The 20,510-nt window shown below is 37.7% G+C and carries 8 protein-coding genes and 1 pseudogene; all 9 read right to left on the reverse strand.

Features of this window, described 5'->3' with window-relative positions; all coding sequences use genetic code 11:
* Window positions 1–28: 28 nt before the first annotated feature.
* Window positions 29–1,225, reverse strand: coding sequence for a group II intron reverse transcriptase/maturase (gene ltrA, locus Q5N74_RS18275; protein ID WP_304390439.1), 1,197 nt, complete (start codon window positions 1,223–1,225; stop codon window positions 29–31).
* A 435-nt stretch (window positions 1,226–1,660) separates the two neighbouring features.
* Window positions 1,661–3,490, reverse strand: coding sequence for a hypothetical protein (locus tag Q5N74_RS18280; protein ID WP_304390440.1), 1,830 nt, complete (start codon window positions 3,488–3,490; stop codon window positions 1,661–1,663).
* Window positions 3,483–8,975, reverse strand: a complete 5,493-nt coding sequence (locus Q5N74_RS18285) for a hypothetical protein (RefSeq protein ID WP_304390441.1) — start codon at window positions 8,973–8,975, stop codon at window positions 3,483–3,485. The genes Q5N74_RS18280 and Q5N74_RS18285 overlap by 8 nt, the downstream gene beginning before the upstream one ends.
* Window positions 8,976–8,985: 10 nt before the next feature.
* Window positions 8,986–11,529, reverse strand: coding sequence for a hypothetical protein (locus tag Q5N74_RS18290; protein WP_304390442.1), 2,544 nt, complete (start codon window positions 11,527–11,529; stop codon window positions 8,986–8,988).
* Window positions 11,530–12,263: 734 nt separating this feature from the next.
* Window positions 12,264–15,722 carry a DUF6603 domain-containing protein gene (locus Q5N74_RS18295; protein ID WP_304390443.1) on the reverse strand — a complete coding sequence of 1,153 codons (3,459 nt, stop codon included), beginning with the start codon at window positions 15,720–15,722 and terminating at the stop codon, window positions 12,264–12,266.
* A 2-nt stretch (window positions 15,723–15,724) separates the two neighbouring features.
* The gene (locus Q5N74_RS18300) at window positions 15,725–18,214 is read right to left on the reverse strand and encodes a hypothetical protein (protein WP_304390444.1); all 2,490 of its coding nucleotides are present in this window, start codon (window positions 18,212–18,214) and stop codon (window positions 15,725–15,727) included.
* A gap of 4 nt (window positions 18,215–18,218) precedes the next feature.
* Window positions 18,219–18,818 (reverse strand): hypothetical protein, encoded by a 600-nt coding sequence (locus Q5N74_RS18305; RefSeq protein ID WP_304390445.1) that lies wholly within the window; start codon window positions 18,816–18,818, stop codon window positions 18,219–18,221.
* A 253-nt stretch (window positions 18,819–19,071) separates the two neighbouring features.
* Window positions 19,072–19,701 carry a hypothetical protein gene (locus tag Q5N74_RS18310; protein WP_304390446.1) on the reverse strand — a complete coding sequence of 210 codons (630 nt, stop codon included), beginning with the start codon at window positions 19,699–19,701 and terminating at the stop codon, window positions 19,072–19,074.
* Window positions 19,702–20,381: 680 nt separating this feature from the next.
* Window positions 20,382–20,510 (reverse strand): annotated as a pseudogene (locus Q5N74_RS18315) (IS3 family transposase); the annotation flags it as partial.

Genomic DNA, 20,510 nt, shown 5'->3' on the forward strand with positions numbered 1-20,510 from the left:
AATAATATTAAATTAAAAAAAGATAACTTTATAGAAGTTTTGGAAATTTAAACAGTTCTAACCAGGGGAAGCCTACACGACTCCAAGCATAGGCTTGTCCGATTTCTATACCTAATTGAATGAGGTTTTTACGTTTCCTCTCTAGCTTTTTCCAATCATGCCAAATACAATAGCGTAACCGGTTTCTTAACCACTCATCTAGCTTTTTAACTTTTGCATAGATATTGGTTAAGCGGTAATTATTCATCCAGCCTCGACAGACTTGATTAAGCCGTTCCAGACGTTCCAATAACGACATCGGCTTGGTTTTCTTGGTGATGCTTTTTAGGTTACGTTTTAACTTTGCCCAACTTTTCTTAGCTACCACTAATGCATATTGCCCTTTAACACCCTTTTTATAGACAGGTACAAAACCATGCCCGAGTAACTCAAAGTTTACAGGTCTGCGAATGCCACTTTTGGCTTTATTTATAGGTAGTTTCAATCTATCTCTTAAAAAGACAAACAGTTTATTTCCTATTTGTTTAGCCTCACTTTTGCTTTTAGCGTAAACACTAAAGTCGTCTGCGTAGCGAACATAGCGCAAGCCCATACTTCTTATTTCTTTGTCCAAAACATCCAACATTATATTAGATAATAAGGGACTAATGGGACTGCCTTGCGGGATACCTTTTCTGCGCTTTTTGAGCTTTCCATTTATTAAAATAGGCGCTCTTAGCCATTTTCGGATTAATCGCAAGGTGGTTGGACATTTTACTTTGCGGTAGATAAGTTGTAATAAAATACAGTGGTCTACTTGATCAAAGAATCCTTGCAAATCAATATCTACAATATCTTGGTAACCAGAATTGATATACCCTTGAGCTTGGAGTACTGCTTTTTGGAGGTTCTTTTGTGGACGGAAACCGTAACTAAAGGCTTCAAATTCATATTCAAAATGAACCATTAATTGTTGGCTTACCGCCTGTTGTAGCCACCTATCTACTACCGTTGGTATTCCTAATAGTCGGGTTTTACCCTGGCCTTTTGGAATATTTACTCCTAAAATTGAATTTGGCACATAGCTATTTGTGCGAATTGTAGATAATATAAGCGAACGATTTTCTAATATGTATGCCGAAAGTGACGTTGTTTTCATACCATCTACACCGCTCGCACCTTTATTGCGCTCCACTTGGCGTGTTGCCTTAAAAAGATTTGTTGCTGATAATACCTGTTCAATCATAGATTCAATAATTCGTGTACTCCTGTTGGTTTAAAACTAGGCTAGCTAAGCATCCTAATCGAATTCCAACGTAATTTAATGTTCAGTCCTTCCCTACTTGTGAGACCATCGGAGGTATTGCCTCTGCTCGTTTCCTGTAGGTACTATGACCTCTGCTGACTTCTCCATATAACCAACTCGTAGTTTTGGAGACCTCCCCAGGTAATGACATCTTCTTTCCCTCAATCACTGCCGTATCTGGATGGGACGGATGATGAGAACCATTAAAGGCGGATAATTTGAACCTGATCATTTACGGCTTTAAACTAATATAATACAAGGAGTTATTGATAATTTAACTATGCTCACTTTTTTCCGCCGCGGGTGGTATTGTCTTGCCGTTTTTTGCACCTTAACATAAGAAACACTGTAATCCTCAGAACATTTATAGAGAAATTATTCGGACTTTATCTGATCATATGCCAAAGCACTCGAACCTTCACCTCTTCCATTTGTCTTCTTTCTTCCTAGCCAAATCACATTTTTTCCATTAGCCATTCGAGTTCTTTGCCAGTGTAATTCTATAATCACTCCAGATTTTGGAATTTCTTCTTCGAAGATATAGTAGGGAGATTGCTCTCTTAACAGTAATGAAGTTCTGGGTTCAATTCTCATAGGGTTATTTTCTCCAACTATTCTCGGTAACTGTGCTCTTTGAAGCTGAATTTGCCTACTGAGAGGATTATCATTTTGAACTTTTACTGGAATAAAAGGAATCCAGTTTTCAGGAACTTCTGTAACCAATTGATATTCGATCTTTGCTACGTTGCTTTCGTTATTAACCTTTTCTGAGGTGAGTCTATTATAATATTCACGTATTTGGGTTGCCATGGCCTTGCCTTCTATTCCCATGCCCATTCCGTCAGGTATTACTGATTCTATTCCCCAAACCATATTAGCCATTTCATCTCGTATAAAATTTATCTTTTCAAGAGGATCACTAATTAAAAGATCATACGCAACAGGTGGAATATAAAGATAATCAGAATGAACGGTATTGCCAGTTTCAGAATTTGCCAAACTAAACATTCCCCAGTTCTTATTTTCTGAATAATTTTGATAATGTTTCACCAGTGTATATTGCCCGAATGTATCCTTAATTTCAATTCGTTCAATTTTTGTAAGGGAGCCAAAAGGTAAGGTCAATGGCATAACAAACCAATTGTTGGAGAATAATAACCCAAATTCAGCGAATAATATTTTGGCCAAATCAGTTTTATTTGGCTGTATTTGACTGAAATTCAACTTCCCATTTTCTATTTCCCACCACCTACTATGAGGTACGCCTGGAAATTCAATTTCGGCCGGGAAAACCTCATCATTGCTTTTTGTAAGCAATTCAGCTCGCAGGTTTGATGTAAATCTACTATTGGAATTGTTGTTCACGAGAGAGACATCTGAAGCATACCAATCCAATCTACCCCCATAATATTCCTTTGCTTTCAATAGTATTGGATTACCCGCGGCATCAGGAGATACTGTTGAGAACTGATATTCCAACTGATTAGGGTGCCATGCCGTGTTTTTATCGTAATTACTTTGGTTAAATAAATTATTAAACCAAACAACTCCTATTTCTCCAATTGCATCAAGTTTATTCTTATTGGTGGAAGCCAAATTTGTAATATAACTACTCAATTTATCTCCTGATTTTAAAGAAATATATAGTTTACCACCATGAAAAGCCCTAGATGCAAAAGCCGCATGCATCTTATGTAATTCTGAATTAACTTTTATCGAAATGTCTTCAAAATTTGCAGAATCAATATCGGTGGTAGGTAGATAATACTGAAGACTCGGATGCTCGTTTAATTCATTAACAATATTATCCTTAATTGCTTTTGTAAATCCATCTTCGTCTTTTATAAGGTTTATCAACCTCTTTCTAAAGGAGTTACTTAATGCTACATCATTTATATGGTCTTTACCGGACCGCTTTGTTACATGGATATTTTCGCGTTCGACTAAAGTTTCCAGAGGCAGATCATTTTTAACTGCTACAATTTTGTTTTCGCCAAGTCTGAGTTTATCCAAAATTGTATTTTGATAAAATATCTTTGCAGTAATCGGAATGCCCACATCTTGAGCTGTCAGTTCCCCAAGCTGCCATTGCCGGGTCATCATCCAAAGCGCATCTCTTATTTCTGCTCGCATTGCTCGCGTAAAATCTACTTTTCTAGGTCTTGATTCTAACCTGTTCCACTGTGTTAAAGTTCCGTTATCCATTTTTAACCTTATTATTGAAGTTAACATCCAATACGGATGGGGTAAAGCCGTTCGATGGGCTTGTGTTATTTCGTCCAAAATCTAGCGAAGCAGTATGGCCTTCAGCGTTTACCGCCGCAATGATTCCGGGTAAAATCCTGAAAAGTAGACTGTCACTTCTCAAGTGTTTCGGTTCAACAGCTCTCATTTTAGCCATTTCCAGCGTATCATTGACACAATCCACTAGATGCTCCCATTGCCAATCTTCCCCCTCAACAGGTGGGATAGACAACAACAGATTCTGGGAAGCTTCATTGTTGGGGCCATTATAATTCAATGCAATTCCACTATCTATAGTCTCCTCTGGTATAAGCTCGGTCCATTGGTGTATAATCAATGCCATTTGCTCGTTGTTAGGCGAAAAATCAACAGGAAGTTCAAAAACTAGTGACAGTGGATCTAGTGGAATATTTTCCTTATCAAGTATTTCCAATCCTAACCATCTGTTATTGCCACCTGGAATATAAGGAAGCTGAATAGGTCTTAATGACATACTTTTATCAGCAGAATTAAAGAGTTCTCTTAAGTGGACAAGAGTCTGATAGTTATGCAATTCGGGTCTAACGACAGATAGTCCCAATAACCAATCCTCAACGCCATATTTATCACTTTGCTCTAAAAGTTCATCGGTGTTTAGCGCATGCTCAAATTCAATTTTATTTAAGATTTTGAACCTAGGGCATACGGGAAATTGTCTTCCGAACAATACTTCCGCCACCGATTTTAATTTTTCAAAAACCGCTCTTCCTCCCGATTCATCGGAAGTGGGTACTGATGCGAGCATCGAACTTGCTTTGCTCTGTTTTTTTTCTAATTCTGAAAGAACACTACTTACTTGTTGAACCCAATAATCTCTAGTTTGAAAAGTAAATCCAATTTCCAAACTTGGAATGGCGGTGTGTAAATTATAGGCGCTCGCATCTAGGAGTTTCTGGCATAATCGAATATAGGTTTCATAATCCGTCTTGGAAATATTTTGTTCCTCTGATATAATCGGAGCTAAATCTGATATTGCCAACGACAGTTCTCCTTTTATTCTTATGATGGAGTCATTCACATTTTTGTTAATAAGGTCATCCAAGCAACCTTGTAAATGTCTATTATTCAGAGTGCCATTGTCATCATCTTGATTTGCGAATTTTGATTGCTCAATGAGATCTTCTGGTAGTACATATTTGGATGATATAAGAATTTTATACAATGATTTTACCAGCGGAAGAATTTCAAAAAGGCATATTTTGGTGGAAGACCTAAAATTATTATCATTGAATAATACCGTTAGTTTGTCCAAATGGGAGACCGAAGTATCATTCTTGACCAAAAAGTGTTTAACCCGAATAGGGATTTCACCATTTTGAGGATTAGTGGCCTCCGATCCCAATGAAAAAACAAAATCAATGGCCTCCATTTGAATATCGGTCATGCTCACTTCCTCAACTTTCTCTCCTTCATTAATGTCAACACGCACACATATTTTATCTGGTGCCGGCAGCTGACTTTTAAGCCAATTATTAATGGAAGAATTAAACTTTGATCTAGCCGTGGCACTGTTAGTAGTCCAAGCTCCCTTTCTATTGACAATTGGAATTTGAATACCTACACGATGCGTAATGGAAGTTCCTTTTCTGGGAATATCTACAATTTCTGGCATTTGGTTTATGTCGCCACTTTCATTCATGACTTTTAAAGCTGCTGAAGATCCATCCGGACTACCAACAACCATCTGAAAAACACTTTCGGCTACCATTAAATCGTTTACTGCATCTAAAGTCTCATCGAGTTTCTTTAATTCGATTATGATATTCTTTTCTTGATTATTTGTACTCGGTATATCTTCAAATTCTTTTGGTAAGTCATTTTTCTTTTGAAATCCTTTCAAAAGCTTTAGGCCATCAACAACATTAAAAGCTTCGGCTTTCTCAACCTCACTAACTTTCGAATCATCCATTTTTCCAGCAGTAAATGGAAATTTAGTGCGAATATCTAATATCAATTGGTCCAAATTGCCAGTTGGATTATCGTGCAATCCTCTTTCAAATTGATAACCTAGAAGTGCAGCTATTTCTTGTCCTCTTCTCATGCCTTGTAAGAAATACAGTGCTGTTCGAACTCTTTTGGAATCCAATTTTACGGCAAGGGCATCAGATAAAGGGTCTTCATTAGTATGGGCATCAAATCCGCTTTTTAATAAAGCGGCGGCTACGGCATGATTCGTAGAGGGGGTATGGATAAATCCATTGCTTATATTTTTGTTTTCGATAGGTGCCGAGGAAAAAGCATTTGTATTTTTATTAAATACAATTTTATCCTTAGCATCTCCGCCTAAATAAATATAGCTTTCCTTTACAAATGCTTCGAGTTGGGCTTTCGAGTTAAATTTTGAACTATCAATAATCGGGTTTAGGATTTTCTTGTTTTGGGGGTTCACATCCACCAACTTAAGCGTATTTACTGGTTGAATATGAACGCCTGGTATACCGCTTGGTCTTAATTCTTCCAGTATTGCAAATGCTCCTAGATAGATACCTTCACTATTTGTTTCTCTCATCTTTAACAACCGCTGTGAAATTAACCCCATTTGCCAAGCATCCAATCTATAGTTGCAGCAGTCAAGATGCTCAGCGAAACATCGTTCCAATCGCGCAGTTGGCAGATTTTTAAGTTTATTCAGACTAGTATCCATATCAACCAAGGATGCCGTTTTAGCATGGTTTTCGCTTTTAAGTTTCTCCATGTATTTATCCAAGGTAAGCGCCCCGGTAAGCTGAACAAACTGTTTATCAAAACACTTAAACTTGTTTTTTTCAATAGTAAAAGCTGATTTCAGTCTTGTTATTTCAAAAGAAATTTCTTTTTCCAAAGTGTTTATTTCTTTTGTTGCTATCTCATCAGCAATACGATTTCGTTCTTCTAATTTGTCAGTATCCGATATCCGAGCAAGAAATTTTTCGGTGGTTTTACGCTCTATTTCCTTGATGTTTTTAGTAAGTAAGACGTCAGTTAAAAAAGCTTCATGTTCTGGTCTCATTGCATTACTAGATGCTAGTTGATCCATTTCAAAATCATATTTTAAAACAACAGAACCAGCATTTGCATTTTCCAACAGGTCGGTCGCCACATTTAAATATTCCCTTAATACAGCATGCCTTAATAACATATATAGTAATGAAAAAGGAGGGGTTGGACTTTCGGGTGAATAGTTGGCAAAATTTTCCTCTCTTATGGTTTTGATAGTGGATTCTAGTAAAAAATCTATATAATTTTTATCGGTTCCTTTTAGTTTTCGAAGACTCTTAAGCTCAGATTGTCCCAACCCATCAATGACTGGTCCATACAGTTCCTTCACTTGCTCAAGAAAACCATAAGTAAGAATCCAGGCAGGATTCACCGAGAACAAATCAAAAAATTTCTTATCATTTTCAACTTGAAGACTTTTCAGGTCTGGTAAATTTGATATTGCTTGTGGCCCTGCAATAAACCTTTGATAGAAGTCTACACTTGACGCATGTAGTCCAATTATATCCAGGAATCGATCGGTAATATTTTCGTTATTGGTATCTTTCTTTGTGATATAATTTAGATCCTTAATATGGCTTTTCCATGTATTTCTAAAACCTAATAACACCTCTTTATACAATGCTTGGTAAAACTTATTTGAAGGAACATTGCTGTACTTCCATTTATCCATGGAACTTGCTAGGATTATTCCATAAGGCTGGCTATCAACACGAAAAGCCGGTATCGAACCTCTGCCAATTACATGGTTCTGGAAAAATTCGCGTGTCGTTTTATGTGATGATTCTGGTATGACATTTGAGTAAAATTGATCCATGGCATAACCTAAAGTTGCTGGATAGAGCACCTTATTCATAGCCATCGCTTCGCAAATATCTGTACTTTCAGCATGTCGTAAATATTGTATGTTTGGGTTACTGATGCCCAAGGCTTCCGCAAAGAGTTGGCCGTCTTTCTTTTCATCATGCTTATCCGTTAGATCATATGAGGGCAGCTCCAGAGCAGATTTAAAACTCTGATCGGCGTCTTGTTCGTCTCCTGAGTTATTCGTGGAATTGGTAGAGGTATTATTCGTGGGGGTACCTTGTTTTAACAACGACATTCCTCCCTGTGAAAATCGGTGATTTTCAAATAACTTTTCCAAAGTCTCTCTTCCTTGCTTTTCATCATGACTCAACTTTACGCCGAGAACAATTATTTTATCCAAGCCCTTATTGAATTCTTTAGCAGTAAGCGGAATTCTTAATGCCATCCCAATTTTCACAGCTTCTTCGAAGTCAGTTAACCATTTAATATCATCAGGAATCTTTCTTTCCTCATTTTCCAATTCAAAGGTTTGGTCATCATCATCCGGATCTAAGCCTACGATTAAGATCTCAGGTATTGGCAGACCTATTACCTCTCTGTTTTTTCCATTCGAATAAAGGCGGACCACAAATTGATCAGGAAGGATATAGGTACAAGGAGCTTTTGACCAGCTTGAGTCTTTTATAACAACTTCCTTTACTACCGGTTTAACTTTTAGAAATGGCTCACCATTCTCTATTAAAACCTTATCAGGTCTAGTGCTTTTAACAATATAAGACGCCCTATAGGTGCCATAACCACTAACAAGTGCTCGCCAGGCCCCTACTTTTAATTTGTATCGTTCTTGCGGATCACTATTGGTAGGCACATCCGCTTTATGTATTTCTGCCCAAAAACTAAGGGCAGCATCATATTCATCTTGTGTTATCCCTTCTTCATGGGTGTTTATAAATATGTCATCAGGGTAAATTCGTAACCAAAGTTCTTTTTTATCATCAATTTGTTGAATTCCCTTAGTCGGTTTTTCACTTGGTAATATCTTCAGACTCGAAGATCTTTTCTTATTACTTAGTGCCCCTAAGGGAAGGGGAGGAACAAATGTTTTGGAACGATCTGTCTCTATTTTGTTTGCCGTATTGTCTCTACTTGAAATAAAGGATTTAACATTCTCCAGGACCGGTTCTGCTTTTTTCTTGTCACGGGGATTCGCCTCAGACACATCCATGATATCTTTGCTTTGAAGTCCTGTAGCAATATGCTTAATTTTCATAAATCGGGTCTGGATCCTCACCGGATTCAACAATATTGGATATTCGCCACTCAGGGTTCCTACCAAGCTTTGATGTGAATTGTCCTTTAATACCTCTCGCTTTTCATTTAGATTGTCAACTGCTAAATTTCTTCGGGACTCTTTTAACTCTTTTAATTTGCTTTGGATGCCTGCCGCCTTTATAATTAGTGGATTGCTCTTTGGAAGCGTTTTACCACTTTTTATTTCCTCGCCTTTTATTGCTTGCAGAAGCTTCTTTTGTTCATTTTGTGTTTTGACGAGGGATATATCCAATCGTGACAATTCCTTTTGGGAGCTTCGTATTTTCTTTTGTAATGACGCTAATGTTTTCATAATCAAGAAATTAAGTATTAAGCATTTCTTCCGTTACCATTTTGGATGTATGTATGGCCATCATGAACGGATTTTGATATAGGATATATGCCATATCAGCGGAATTTGAACCCCATGTCACATTCTCACGAATTGGGTTATCTGGCACATCTTCCTCCAGATCAATAAATGACATAGTATCCGAAAACTCTTCCCAAGAAAGTGAATTCCAAGATTTTTCCTGTCCCGGACCAGAAGATGGTGTTGGTACGGGAGGCCTGTTTCGGTTTTCTATTCCATTCCCCAAAATCACACCTCCGTCACCTAGTATTGGGCTATTGACCTCCTCTACGAGGTCTATGTCCATTCCAAAATGAATTTGCCCTGTACGTTCCTTTAATACCACAAAATAACCGGGATCCCGATCCGGCATCTCTAGTTTACCTCTGGCCTCATCAACGGTTATATTAAATCCAAAGAAATAAATATCCGGATCTATTTTCGCCTCAAATGCTGGATATAGAATTTCCCCACCATCTTCAATTTCGCGAGGAATGGTTATATCCGGATTTGTTGGGTTATTGAATCTTGCCTTTTGCAATTGAACAATTGTATTTGGATATTTTCGTAATAGATCACCCCGAATCACCAAAACCAACCTATTTGCCGTGGCCTGCGTTCCATTAAGTGCGTTTTTGCCCAATGGTTTGTTCTTCCATTCGTGTATTGGCTTAATATCGGAAAGATCCCCTAAACTAGGATTTCCACTTACATCCCAGAACTGTCGAAAATATGATCCGCGTTGATCGGTCAAATATTCCCGCCACAGTAATTCTCTGCTGAACTCATGATTCAAGCCTACCATATAACTCTCAATAAACTCTTGATTTGTCTCTAGAATGGAAATGGAATTGTCCTTTATTAAATTGAGGTTAGGTACCAAATACTCTGATGACAAATCTTTCATCGGTTCATACATGGCGTCATCAAAATGGGGAGCTACAAATATGGGTTCGATTACCTCTTTATCAGGTATGTCACTATTTTTACCAAAATGAAGTCTATTCAATACCCGCTTCGTATAAAGTTCTTCAGGTCGTAATTGTGACTTAATGTTCTTGGCTACTTTATTAAATGATAAGGCCTCGCCAGAATCAATTGTCGTCCAGTTTGTACTTTGTAGATATTTACTAAAAATAAGTTGTGAAGGCAGATACTCCTTCTCTGTTAAAGATTGAAGCTTTGCTTCGGGCTTAAGATTCTCAAGCGCTTTGACAACAATACGATCACCATCTAGGGTAATTTTCAATTTGGGTATGAGATTAACGTTGGTTTCTACAATAGCAGTAGGTTGGGCTACTGTTGCACGCACATTCCTACCATTGTTGGCAGTTGGAATATTTGCAGCTGCGGCTATGGGTTTTCCAGTAAGGTCTATTGACCTACTTAGGGTGTTAATTGTCTCTGTAGTATTTAATGTTGGATTGCTAATAACAGAACCCAAGGCATTGCTTAATTGCTTTACCGAGCCATCAGCTGCAATAGGAACCTTATCATACCTTATGGCTGCCTGCTTGGTACCTGCATTGGATCCTTTTAGTATTGCCTTACTTATTGAATTACTGTCAGTATTAAAGGTTTTTAAGGCGCCTTTTGGTCTGGATATTTTTCTGAATTCAGCTAAAACCACTGCATTGGATAAGCGACTCTCGGTAACCAATTTGCTTAAGGTTTTTTCGCTAGAGAGGATTCTGGAATGTAATTTGGCCATTGCCATAACCAAACTATCATCCGGAATTTTAGCGATTTTATTTTTGAAGAGGGATGAACTAAAGCGCTCTACATATTGGGCTTGTTTAAGTTTCTTATTGGCATCTCTAATACCTTCAAATTGCCCCCAGGCCCTATCCATATAGTCTTCTTGTTTTTTTTGGATTACTTTGGTGCCAAAACCCGCCACTGTTCTTTGCCTTGGGTCTAGGTTCAAATGGTTAATCCATTGATTCGGTTTATCCTTGTTGACCTTATCTTTTAAATTATGCCAACGCCCATAAATCGGAGGCATTATAATTGGGTCTTTCTGTATGCTTTCTGGGGTCCCATTTTCTTTTTTGAAAAAGGGATGATGCTCGAAGGGTTTACCCGACATATCCACTTCATTTCTCAAGTCGGAATCCAGGTTTAATACCCCTTCCATTTTTTCAACCATTTTTTCGGCAGCCAGTTCATCACTTTCAACAAAATTTTTGGTCTTCCTTTTTGGTGGTTTTAGGGCGCCTTCCAAATAAATGGCTCCCTTTTCATCTGTAGGATCGGCAATGGCCGTTATAAGTTCGTTATTCCCATCATATGCCAGACCATACCCCGGAGATTGTATATCCATTAATCTTCTCCCTACGCGGTCATCGATAGGCATTGATTCTAGCTTCCGAACCAATTCTTCAAAATCGCCTTCAGCTCCGGTACGGAAAGACCAGTTATAATAGTAAGGCATCTTTGTCTCGGTATTTTTTGAGCTATATTCCTGACTCGCAATCGTATCTAAAACCACTTTTGGTTCGCCGAGCCCTGCCAACCTTCCTTTTTCGTAAGCAGGCACCAAGAAGGCATGGTATTTTGTATTGCGTTCCAGTTTTCTGGGGGATAGCAATCTACTGCAGGCAAAGTTCGGCTCTCGCTGTACCAAATTGTCTAATTTCCCGCTTATACTAGCTCCACTCTCTTCTTCTAAGCTTTGATTCACATGTACATGTCCCCAGGCCCAATATTGATCGTTCTTCGGGAACAAGTTGTCTTTAAGTATAGTTATGAATGATAATGGGGAAGAATTCGGGTTAAATTTTTCAAAACGAAATTCAGCATTTGCTTCTTCTTCTTCTTCTTTAAAAACAAGTAAAGCGAGCCATGGACGGAGCCTTTTGTTAATGTTCGGATTCGCCGCAGCTATATCATTTACCGACGCTGGTGTATAACGCCAAAGGAAATCTTCTTCATAAAATTCTATATAGGGTAGGTAATTGTATTCAAAATTGGTCACTCCATCTTTTGGCTCTACACGAATAATGGACCTTTTATCAATTCCAATAATATCCCCCGGCCCATAAAGATGTACGCTTTTTGAAAAATCTAGGGTATCAGTATCATCTGACAAGGATATTCTATCTATTTTAACTGAAATGTCTATACTGGCGCGTGCAGTAGTAACGTTCGCTGTATCATTCCCAAAATTTTCTTTTTCTGTAATTTTGGAACCGATACCTTTTCTAGACCAAGGTAAGAATGTATAACATGCTATTTTTTCATCCATAACTAAACCAATTCATAGGCGGGGACCGCCATTAGATTATTTTCCATTTCGGGCTTTTCAGCCAATAGTTCGTCCAACAAACTTTGCATTTCAAATTCCGAGCCTTTAGTTGTTTCCTGCAGGGGTGTTAGATCGTCACGATGGACGATAACAAATTCCTCCTCGGTATATTTGATCTGTTTGCCCACAACACGCTTCCTCAGATCAGTCTGCATTCCCAATGCTGATTTTGCAATGGCGGATCCCCTTGCTCCAAGAGCCATCTGGGAGGCAGATTCAAGTGCGATACCTTTTTTTGCGGGCGTGATCTCCTCAATGGAGTCGATACGCTTGTATTCATATGTTACGGCCTTTTCACGCTTGTAATTTGTATGAAGGCTTTCCGAATTGTCCGACAGGCCGGCGGTATATTTCTCATAGGAAATTTTACTGATTTTTTGGTCGTCGGTCAGTTTAAAAAACTGGGCAGGGGCAAAGAAGTCCTTAACCGGATTTGTACTTATCTTCTGTCCATCAATTTCAAAGGAGACCCTAAATTTTTTGTAATCGCTTGGTTTTTGAGCACCATATTTGTCAATTGTTATTCCCAGTGGTACTACTCTTTGTATCAATGATAAGCTTCCAAATGGATGGATGACCAAGGTATCTTTTTCCTCCGATTCGGTATCGAGCTCATCATTAATGTCTCTTAGGGTGGTCAAGGTGGAATGCTCTGGCAAGAGGGCCGACCAACTTCTGTCATCCAGAAGTGCTCTTTCCAACTCCGGGAAAATTGCAATATCTGGCAAGGAAGTGTCTTTTTGTTCGCCCCAGGTCTTACTGAAGGATACGGAATATTTAATTCGCCAAATTTTGAACTTTCCATTGCCTTTTGCCTTCCATGGGGTTGGCCCTTCCAGACTACCTTCCACTCCCACGGAAAGAATGGATCTGGAGCCGTGCTTCACATCCAACGTAGCACCAATGCCAATGATAAAATAGAAAGGACTAAACTGGAACAGGGCATGGAAATAGAAGAACCCTACGACCTTGAACCTAGATTTTTTAAAGAAAAAGTCAATCGTGGCACCAAATTGTGCGGTATTGGAGGTTACTGCAAAGTAACATTTCAATAGCAATCTAGGATTGTCATCGGCCAAGAGGTTCAGGGTAATACGTTCTAATCGCTCAAGCCCTAGGTCTGATGGTATGCTAAAATCAGGATTGAACCCACCTACCGATAATACAAAATTTGGTTGATCACCCCAAAGCATTCGCAAGGCCATGCTTCCGGAGAGCGAGAAATTGAGCAATTTGGATGTCTTGTCTATTTGTGCGTCAAAAAAGAGGTATTTGTTTTCAAAGGAAAGGGTACCAGCAAAAGCAACGTTCAATATTAGCAGTGGTGTTTTCTTATCAGGTAAAGCCGTAGATAATACTCCGATAACCGCAATATCATAGGAGGGGAATGATATCATGAGTCCCAGCTCAACTTCCAGTAATGTGGGTACGCCCCACCCAATGAGGAACATCAGTCCGAAGGCGTGATTGTTCTCCGCTATGGGAAAGACGGAATTAAGGTTGGCGATTATCTGGCGCGCATCTGCCACTGGATTCTCTGGGAAAAGGATATTGTCCAAGGTCTTGTCCTGTATGCCAACACGAATGGCCAATAAATTCATTCCCCTATTGATCCCTATCAATCCGCCTACACCATTCAAGGTAAAACCGAAGCCCAGTGCCACGGGGTTGAATTCTGCCGTAATCAATAACAATAGAGAATAGCCTTCTTCCCCATTGGGCAATTTGGTGGTGATGATGCCAATCGCCTTAAGGGCTATTTTTTCTTTAATGGTAAGTTCTATTACACCGGTGTATTCGCCTTTTTCTGCATCGATACCTAAGAACCCTCCTCCTTTTACGGTTGAAGTATCGATTACAATTCCTACACGGTTTGGTGGTTTGAAACCCAAAGAAAGATCCGCAAACCCTAAATTTTTATTTTCTTGGGCCCAGTTAAATTCGGAAGTTAGTCCAATACGTTCGAATATGGCCTTTATTGGTCCTATTGAACATTGACCACTAACTGAAACTTCAGCCGATAATCCCTCGTCTTCAATTAAAATTTGAAGGTAAATAGTCGATATATTTACTAAGTCTAAAAAGTTGATTTGTATTGGCAAAGTTAATTCCAGACCTGCATTTCCACCTATGTAAAATGATCTTTTATTGGAATAACCGATGATAAACTCGAAAGGAATTTCGATATCTTTTTCAGGAAGAATTTTTGAAATAAAACCATCTTGACCCTTACCTGAAATAACGAATTTTGCGTTATAAATGCTAAGATGAACATCAAAATCTAATCCAGAAGTAGTCGCCTCAAATACACTACCAATGGATATTAAACCCAATTCAAACCGAGTGCCGTCTTTTTCACCAATCAAGTAAGCAGGACCCTCATTGAAATCACCATTTTTTAAAGCCAGTAGCCGGCTAGTTATCTTTGATAAACCTCCATCGGACTCAAATGAAATATCTCCGTTGTCATCTATCAACATACCACCGACTTGTAAACTGGATTTTATTAGCAAGTAATACTCCTTCGAAAAACTGTCTATATCAAGCTTTCCTGAAGGCACAATTACCCATCCCAGCCCTCCTCTCTCTTGAGGAGAATAAAAAGTAGTAATTCCAAAATCCAACTCATCGAGTGGGGTTTGCCAGACCAAACTTAATGCTCCTTTGGCCAATTCATTTCCTGCTGTACCAAAATCAATTCCATATTCGGTTTTTGTTCCATAGACAAACGAAGCTCCTATAGTTTCTGCAAGACGTCCAATTATAGGAAAGAGCTTATCTGTAAATGCTTGGGCACCATTAACTGTATTTCTATCAAATGGTGAAAAGTAGATGTTATTAATGGTTTTAACTGGATTTTTTAGGAATGCTCCTAGTTGTTCTAAATTTATGATCTCGAAAGCATAGGGGTATCTAATAATCTTTCCGGAAGTATCAAATATCCTATTAGAATCTTCTTTGATATGAATTACCTCGATCCATCTAAGGAATTCGGTAATAAAAAAACACTTTTTTCCCAAATACTCTACTAACAGATAATGGGTTAAATCAAGGACGGCCACTTTCTTATGAGTCTGATTCAAGTTTGTCCCATCAAAAGCATTAGCAATGCCTTCGACCTCTTTAAAAATTGATCGGACCGCCTTAAGCATGGAATCAAATTTCTCTAGCGATTCAATGTCTTTATTATTTGAGTTATCCTTAAAGTTCTGAACTGTTGTTTGAATATTATTGATAACATTCGTTACAGAGATTAATGGTAGTCCCGTAAGTTCATCAAAATTCCATCCCATATATCTAAACATTCTTTGAAGCGATTCATCACTTAGGGAAGCTCCTTGAACGGGCTCGAAAACTTCCATAATTTCCGTTGATAAGATGTTTAAAAAATTGTTATTCATAACTATATTCCATTAAAAGTAGGTCTGGTGATACTCTTATTTTTATGATTTTTATCCCCATTCTCATTTATAGGTATGGAGTAGGTGGTTAGCGGAAATAACTGAAGTGGGTTTGATCCTGAAGTTTGTTCTAATCTCCACCAAATAGCATGATTTATTTGTTTATTTGAAGAAGTAAAGTTGAATCTTATTTCTCCAAGATTATTTAAGCCTACAATTTCCTTTCCTGACCCCCAAGCTTTGGTATAGGAACTATGGTTACTGGCCATTGAGAGATATTTTTGAAGAGAATTTGCCCTGTTACCTGGGTCAGGGGGAACTAATATTTTGGTGGGATTTGCCTTTCTTCTTGGATTCGTACCGGTGCTACTACCTAAAATCCAGTCGATTCTAAAACTCCAGTTTGGATTAATGGTAACGGTATCAAAAAATGGAGAAAGATGAAGAGGACTAATTACATTTAAACCCTTAGGTAGTTTTAAAACAAACGGACCACTCGGAGTACCAATAATTTGTTGATTGCCGAGGAGCCAAGCAAAGGCCTCTTCAGTTGGAGGAAGTGCTTCCGTTTCAATTAGGGGAAGCTTGCTAGAGATCTCACCTCCAATTGAATGTGGATAGCCCCTATAGTGTAATGCAGTGGTACCTGTCAATCCATCCGTTTGATTTTTGAAAGAACTAGCAGTCAATTGCGCACAGACCACATTCGTTTCCACACCTGAATGATTGTCATCTATGAAATTATTTCCCCATATCTGTCGACGGGCGGATAATCCGTAATGCACATCTCCAGAAAGAATAGCTAATCTACCCTTTCTTTTATTGCCTATTACGGGCATTTTTGAAGCAAGATTACTGAATAATTTTTCGTAACCATATAAATTTAAACTCCAAGCTTCCGTATCATCTCCAGTTCTTTCCTTAAAGGTAGAGGCATCTTTTTGCTTCTGCTCAATAAAAGGAACCCCTATGGCCGGACATGGAGCTATTATTAAGATTATTTCTTTCGCCGGAAAAGACGGAGGCAATTGGCTTTGATAACCTTTTTTGCTTATAAGATCTGCAAAGTCGATATCACTCTTTCTCCCTTTCTGTTTTATAAAACTCCTCCAAGTTCTGGAATCTTGAACATAAACACAATAGCTAGTTGCCTCATATTTAAAGAACCAATTAAACGTTGCTGTAGATAACTGAGGGAAGTCAGAGATGCTGGCATTTTTTTTAATGGTTGGAATATTTAAAAGTGATTTTATTATTAAAAAATGGGGGTCATTGGCCCCTCTCCATTTGCTGGCGGCATTTAACAGGTGTTTTTTAGATGGCTCTTGAAATTGTGCGGGGGTGTTGCCCCAAGATTGGAAAAGAGCGTAAGCCAAAAGCCCATTTTGCACTGTTATTTTGCCTAGTGGCTTTGAATAAACTCGCTTGCACCAACGCCAGTTTAAATTCCAATCATCTGTGATTTCATGGTCATCAAAAATCATATAAGTGGGTGTGTTGGCAAGCGATTTTCTTACATTTTTTAGTGTCTTTAAGAATCTCTTTAGATGCTTAACTTCCTTATCGAAATATTTATATTTAACAATAGGAGGTAAAGGCCCCATCGGTCCCATTCCGGCACCTACTCTATTTTTTGATTGTTGTTCACCAGGATAAGTGTCAGCAAATTTGGGTAAATCATTGATCGTTGGCCATAAAACGTCGGACCAAGCAAATAAATACATTGTAGCATATTCTCGAAACTTTAATAAATGGCTTTTCCCAGTTTTTAAACCACAAGTAAATCCTAATTCTAATTTTACTTTATTACCTCTTTTGCCAGGCGCTAATTCAGAATCGGCGAAGGATAATTTGAAAGCATCTTCATCCCAATTAAATAAAACTTTGGCTGCATCATCTATCATATACAACAAAGCATCGGCAACATCATCAGCATAAATTTGATCTCCAGTAAGAAACAATTGATGAGGACGATTAATTGGGTCAATTACACCGTTTGATACTGCTGAAAGGATTATTTCATGAATCCCCTCCATTGCGTCATGACCTTGTCCGTGAGCCTTTCGGCAAGATCCATGGATCAGTCTAACTTTGTTAATATCATCAGGTGGCAAAGCAAAACTGGGTCTTGTACTACCATCATAAGTTAAATCAAGACCTGCTGTTATTAAGTCACTTAAAGAATCTCCATTTCCAAAATCTATGTCATAAAAATAGTTTAGGCCAGAACTTAAAGGGTCGGAATTCGGTGTTGCTGTAACGCAATAAACAAAGACATGATCACCTATCCCCACACCTTTACTTTGTTTCCCTTCCATTAAAGAAGGAGTCACAGTTATAGTATTTGAATGATAGATATTTAAAGTGACATCTCTATCTTGCTTTAATACAAACCAAATAGAAACATTCGTTGCTTCCGCTCTTCTAACTATTGGACCTGCTAAAAGCAGAGGTAGCGAATTCAATCTCGAGGAAAGTAAAGACCAAGCCATATATTTATTCTATTTTAATTATTTTTTCGACCGTATGAGGTGTAGCCTCATCATAATGAAAAGTTGCATGAACACATATAAATTTAAATTCTTCAGGTATTAAAGTTGTGAAGGTGAATCTTTGATTTACATGGGGTTCCACAAAATAAAAGTTCAAATTTTCCTTATCGATAATGTTGATCTCTTCAAGAACTTTATGGGGAAAATTTACGTTTTGAAGTTTGCCGTACAGGGATAAGCTTTCATTTTTTTTGATACCTCTTATTCTTAGCATGATTTCTGGGAAGAGTTGTAACCTGTTACCCTTGTTTTCGGCCATTAGATTAACCTCCGTTAAAAACTGACCGTCTTCAGGGCCAAAGAAATTGCAGTACAGGCTAAATTCAATATGCGCTTGGTCTTCTTTATTCAACTTTCTTATCTCGTCCTCTCGTTTAAGTTGGTCTAGATGAGATTGTTCTTGTTTTTTAAGCTGCTCTTGATGTAGTTTTTCTTCGCGCTGTTCTTGCTCTTTTTGTCTTTTACCTTGGATAAGAATACTAATAACTGCAATGATAGCTGTTGCTAAGATTCCTGCTAATGCTATTATTTCTGAGATTTCCATAATAATATATCAAACTAATAAATTCAACAAAAAAACAACTAGGAAGCAACTTTTCTGTTTCTTGATACGTCACACACCATAATCCTACGTGATACGGTGTACTACTAATTTTTAATAACTCGCTATTAATTAGTAGCTGGAATTTTACTGGGAGAATCCTGTAAACTTCTATTTTACAGGAATTTGACGTAAGGTAATATAATATAGTTGATTATCAAAAAAAATAACTAGATATTAATTGGTAAGATTAATACTAGGGACATTTAGCAATTATTTTTTCAATTTTTTGTTCAATACTTTTTGGGAATTCTGTACCCTGCTTTTTTTCGTCGGCCAAATAGACTAGAGATCGCCTCTTATCTTCTGGAATCACTGCCTCATATTTGTCTTGCCACTGATTAAGATGAAGTTTCAAATACTGAAGGTCTTTTGCTAGTGAACTCCTTTCTTCCGTGGGTTGTATTTTTGACTTGAACACTTTGTCATCGTTGAGCCAGCTACTCATTTGCTTATTCAAACGAAACATTGAGTTCATAGTAGTGCTTCGAATTATGGATTGTAACTCCGCCTCCGCTGGCAGATATTGCTCATACAATTGATAAAACGTTTCATCGTAACCAAGCTGCTGAACTGGTATTTCAGGATGGTTCTCACGGAGCATTTGCATAAGTCTTTGAGACATAAAATTCTGACTTATATAAATGCTTTTTGACTCATTTAAAAGATTAGACAAAACCTGTAATTGTTCCAGTCTGGATTTATTTTTGTTCTTCTTTGCCTTCCAGTCGACATATATTTGCTTACTTAGGAAACCAATTATTGAAAAGATCGCTGCTATCACCAAACGAATAATCCATTCAATAAAAGGTTGTGCGTCATCCATAATTTTCAAGGTAATTAGTATGTAATCGATATACTGTTTAGCGAACACCATATGATTTAATCAATAAAAAAGGTGAACAATTTAGCTATTAAGAGTATTATTATCAGGGAGATAATTTATTTCCTAAAGAAAAGAAATTATTGACTAATATACAGATATACAGAGAGATATACAAATTATACAAATATTGTTAATAAAATATTTATAGATTGAAAAATAAGTTGACTCTGACTGTCTTAGTCTTAATATATGCTCTTGAATATCTGGGTATATGTAATATCACACTAATACATTTATGATTTAAAGATATGCATAAAGTGAGTAAAGAGATGTGAACATATATGCAGGAGCACATTATGATTAGGCTACTGGAGCTACTTGAACTTAAATTTTCAATCGATGCTCAAACCTTTATACATCTATATTATTTCATTGCACTTTTTTAGTAAAAAATTAATGTACTCAAAACTCCGTATTACTCCACTTCATATTACTCTACTGTAGCGAAGAATATGTGAGACCATTTTACTATTGGATGGGACGGATGATGAGAACCATTAAAAGCGGATAATTTGAACCAGATCATTTACGGCTTTAAACTAATACAATACAATGAGTTATTGATAATTTAACTATGCTCACTTTTTTCCGCCGAGGGTGGTATTGTCTTGCCGTTTTTTGCAATAAACACGATAGACACGTTTATGGTTCCATAATTCACCTTCTTCACGTAAGCGATCATAAGCCTTCCAAAACCCCTCTTCAGGTCGCTGGAGAGCCTTTTCTTGTAAAGCTTTTTCTATTTCAGA

It is taken from the genome of Mariniflexile sp. AS56, from assembly GCF_030552475.1.
Taxonomy (GTDB): Bacteria; Bacteroidota; Bacteroidia; order Flavobacteriales; family Flavobacteriaceae; genus Mariniflexile.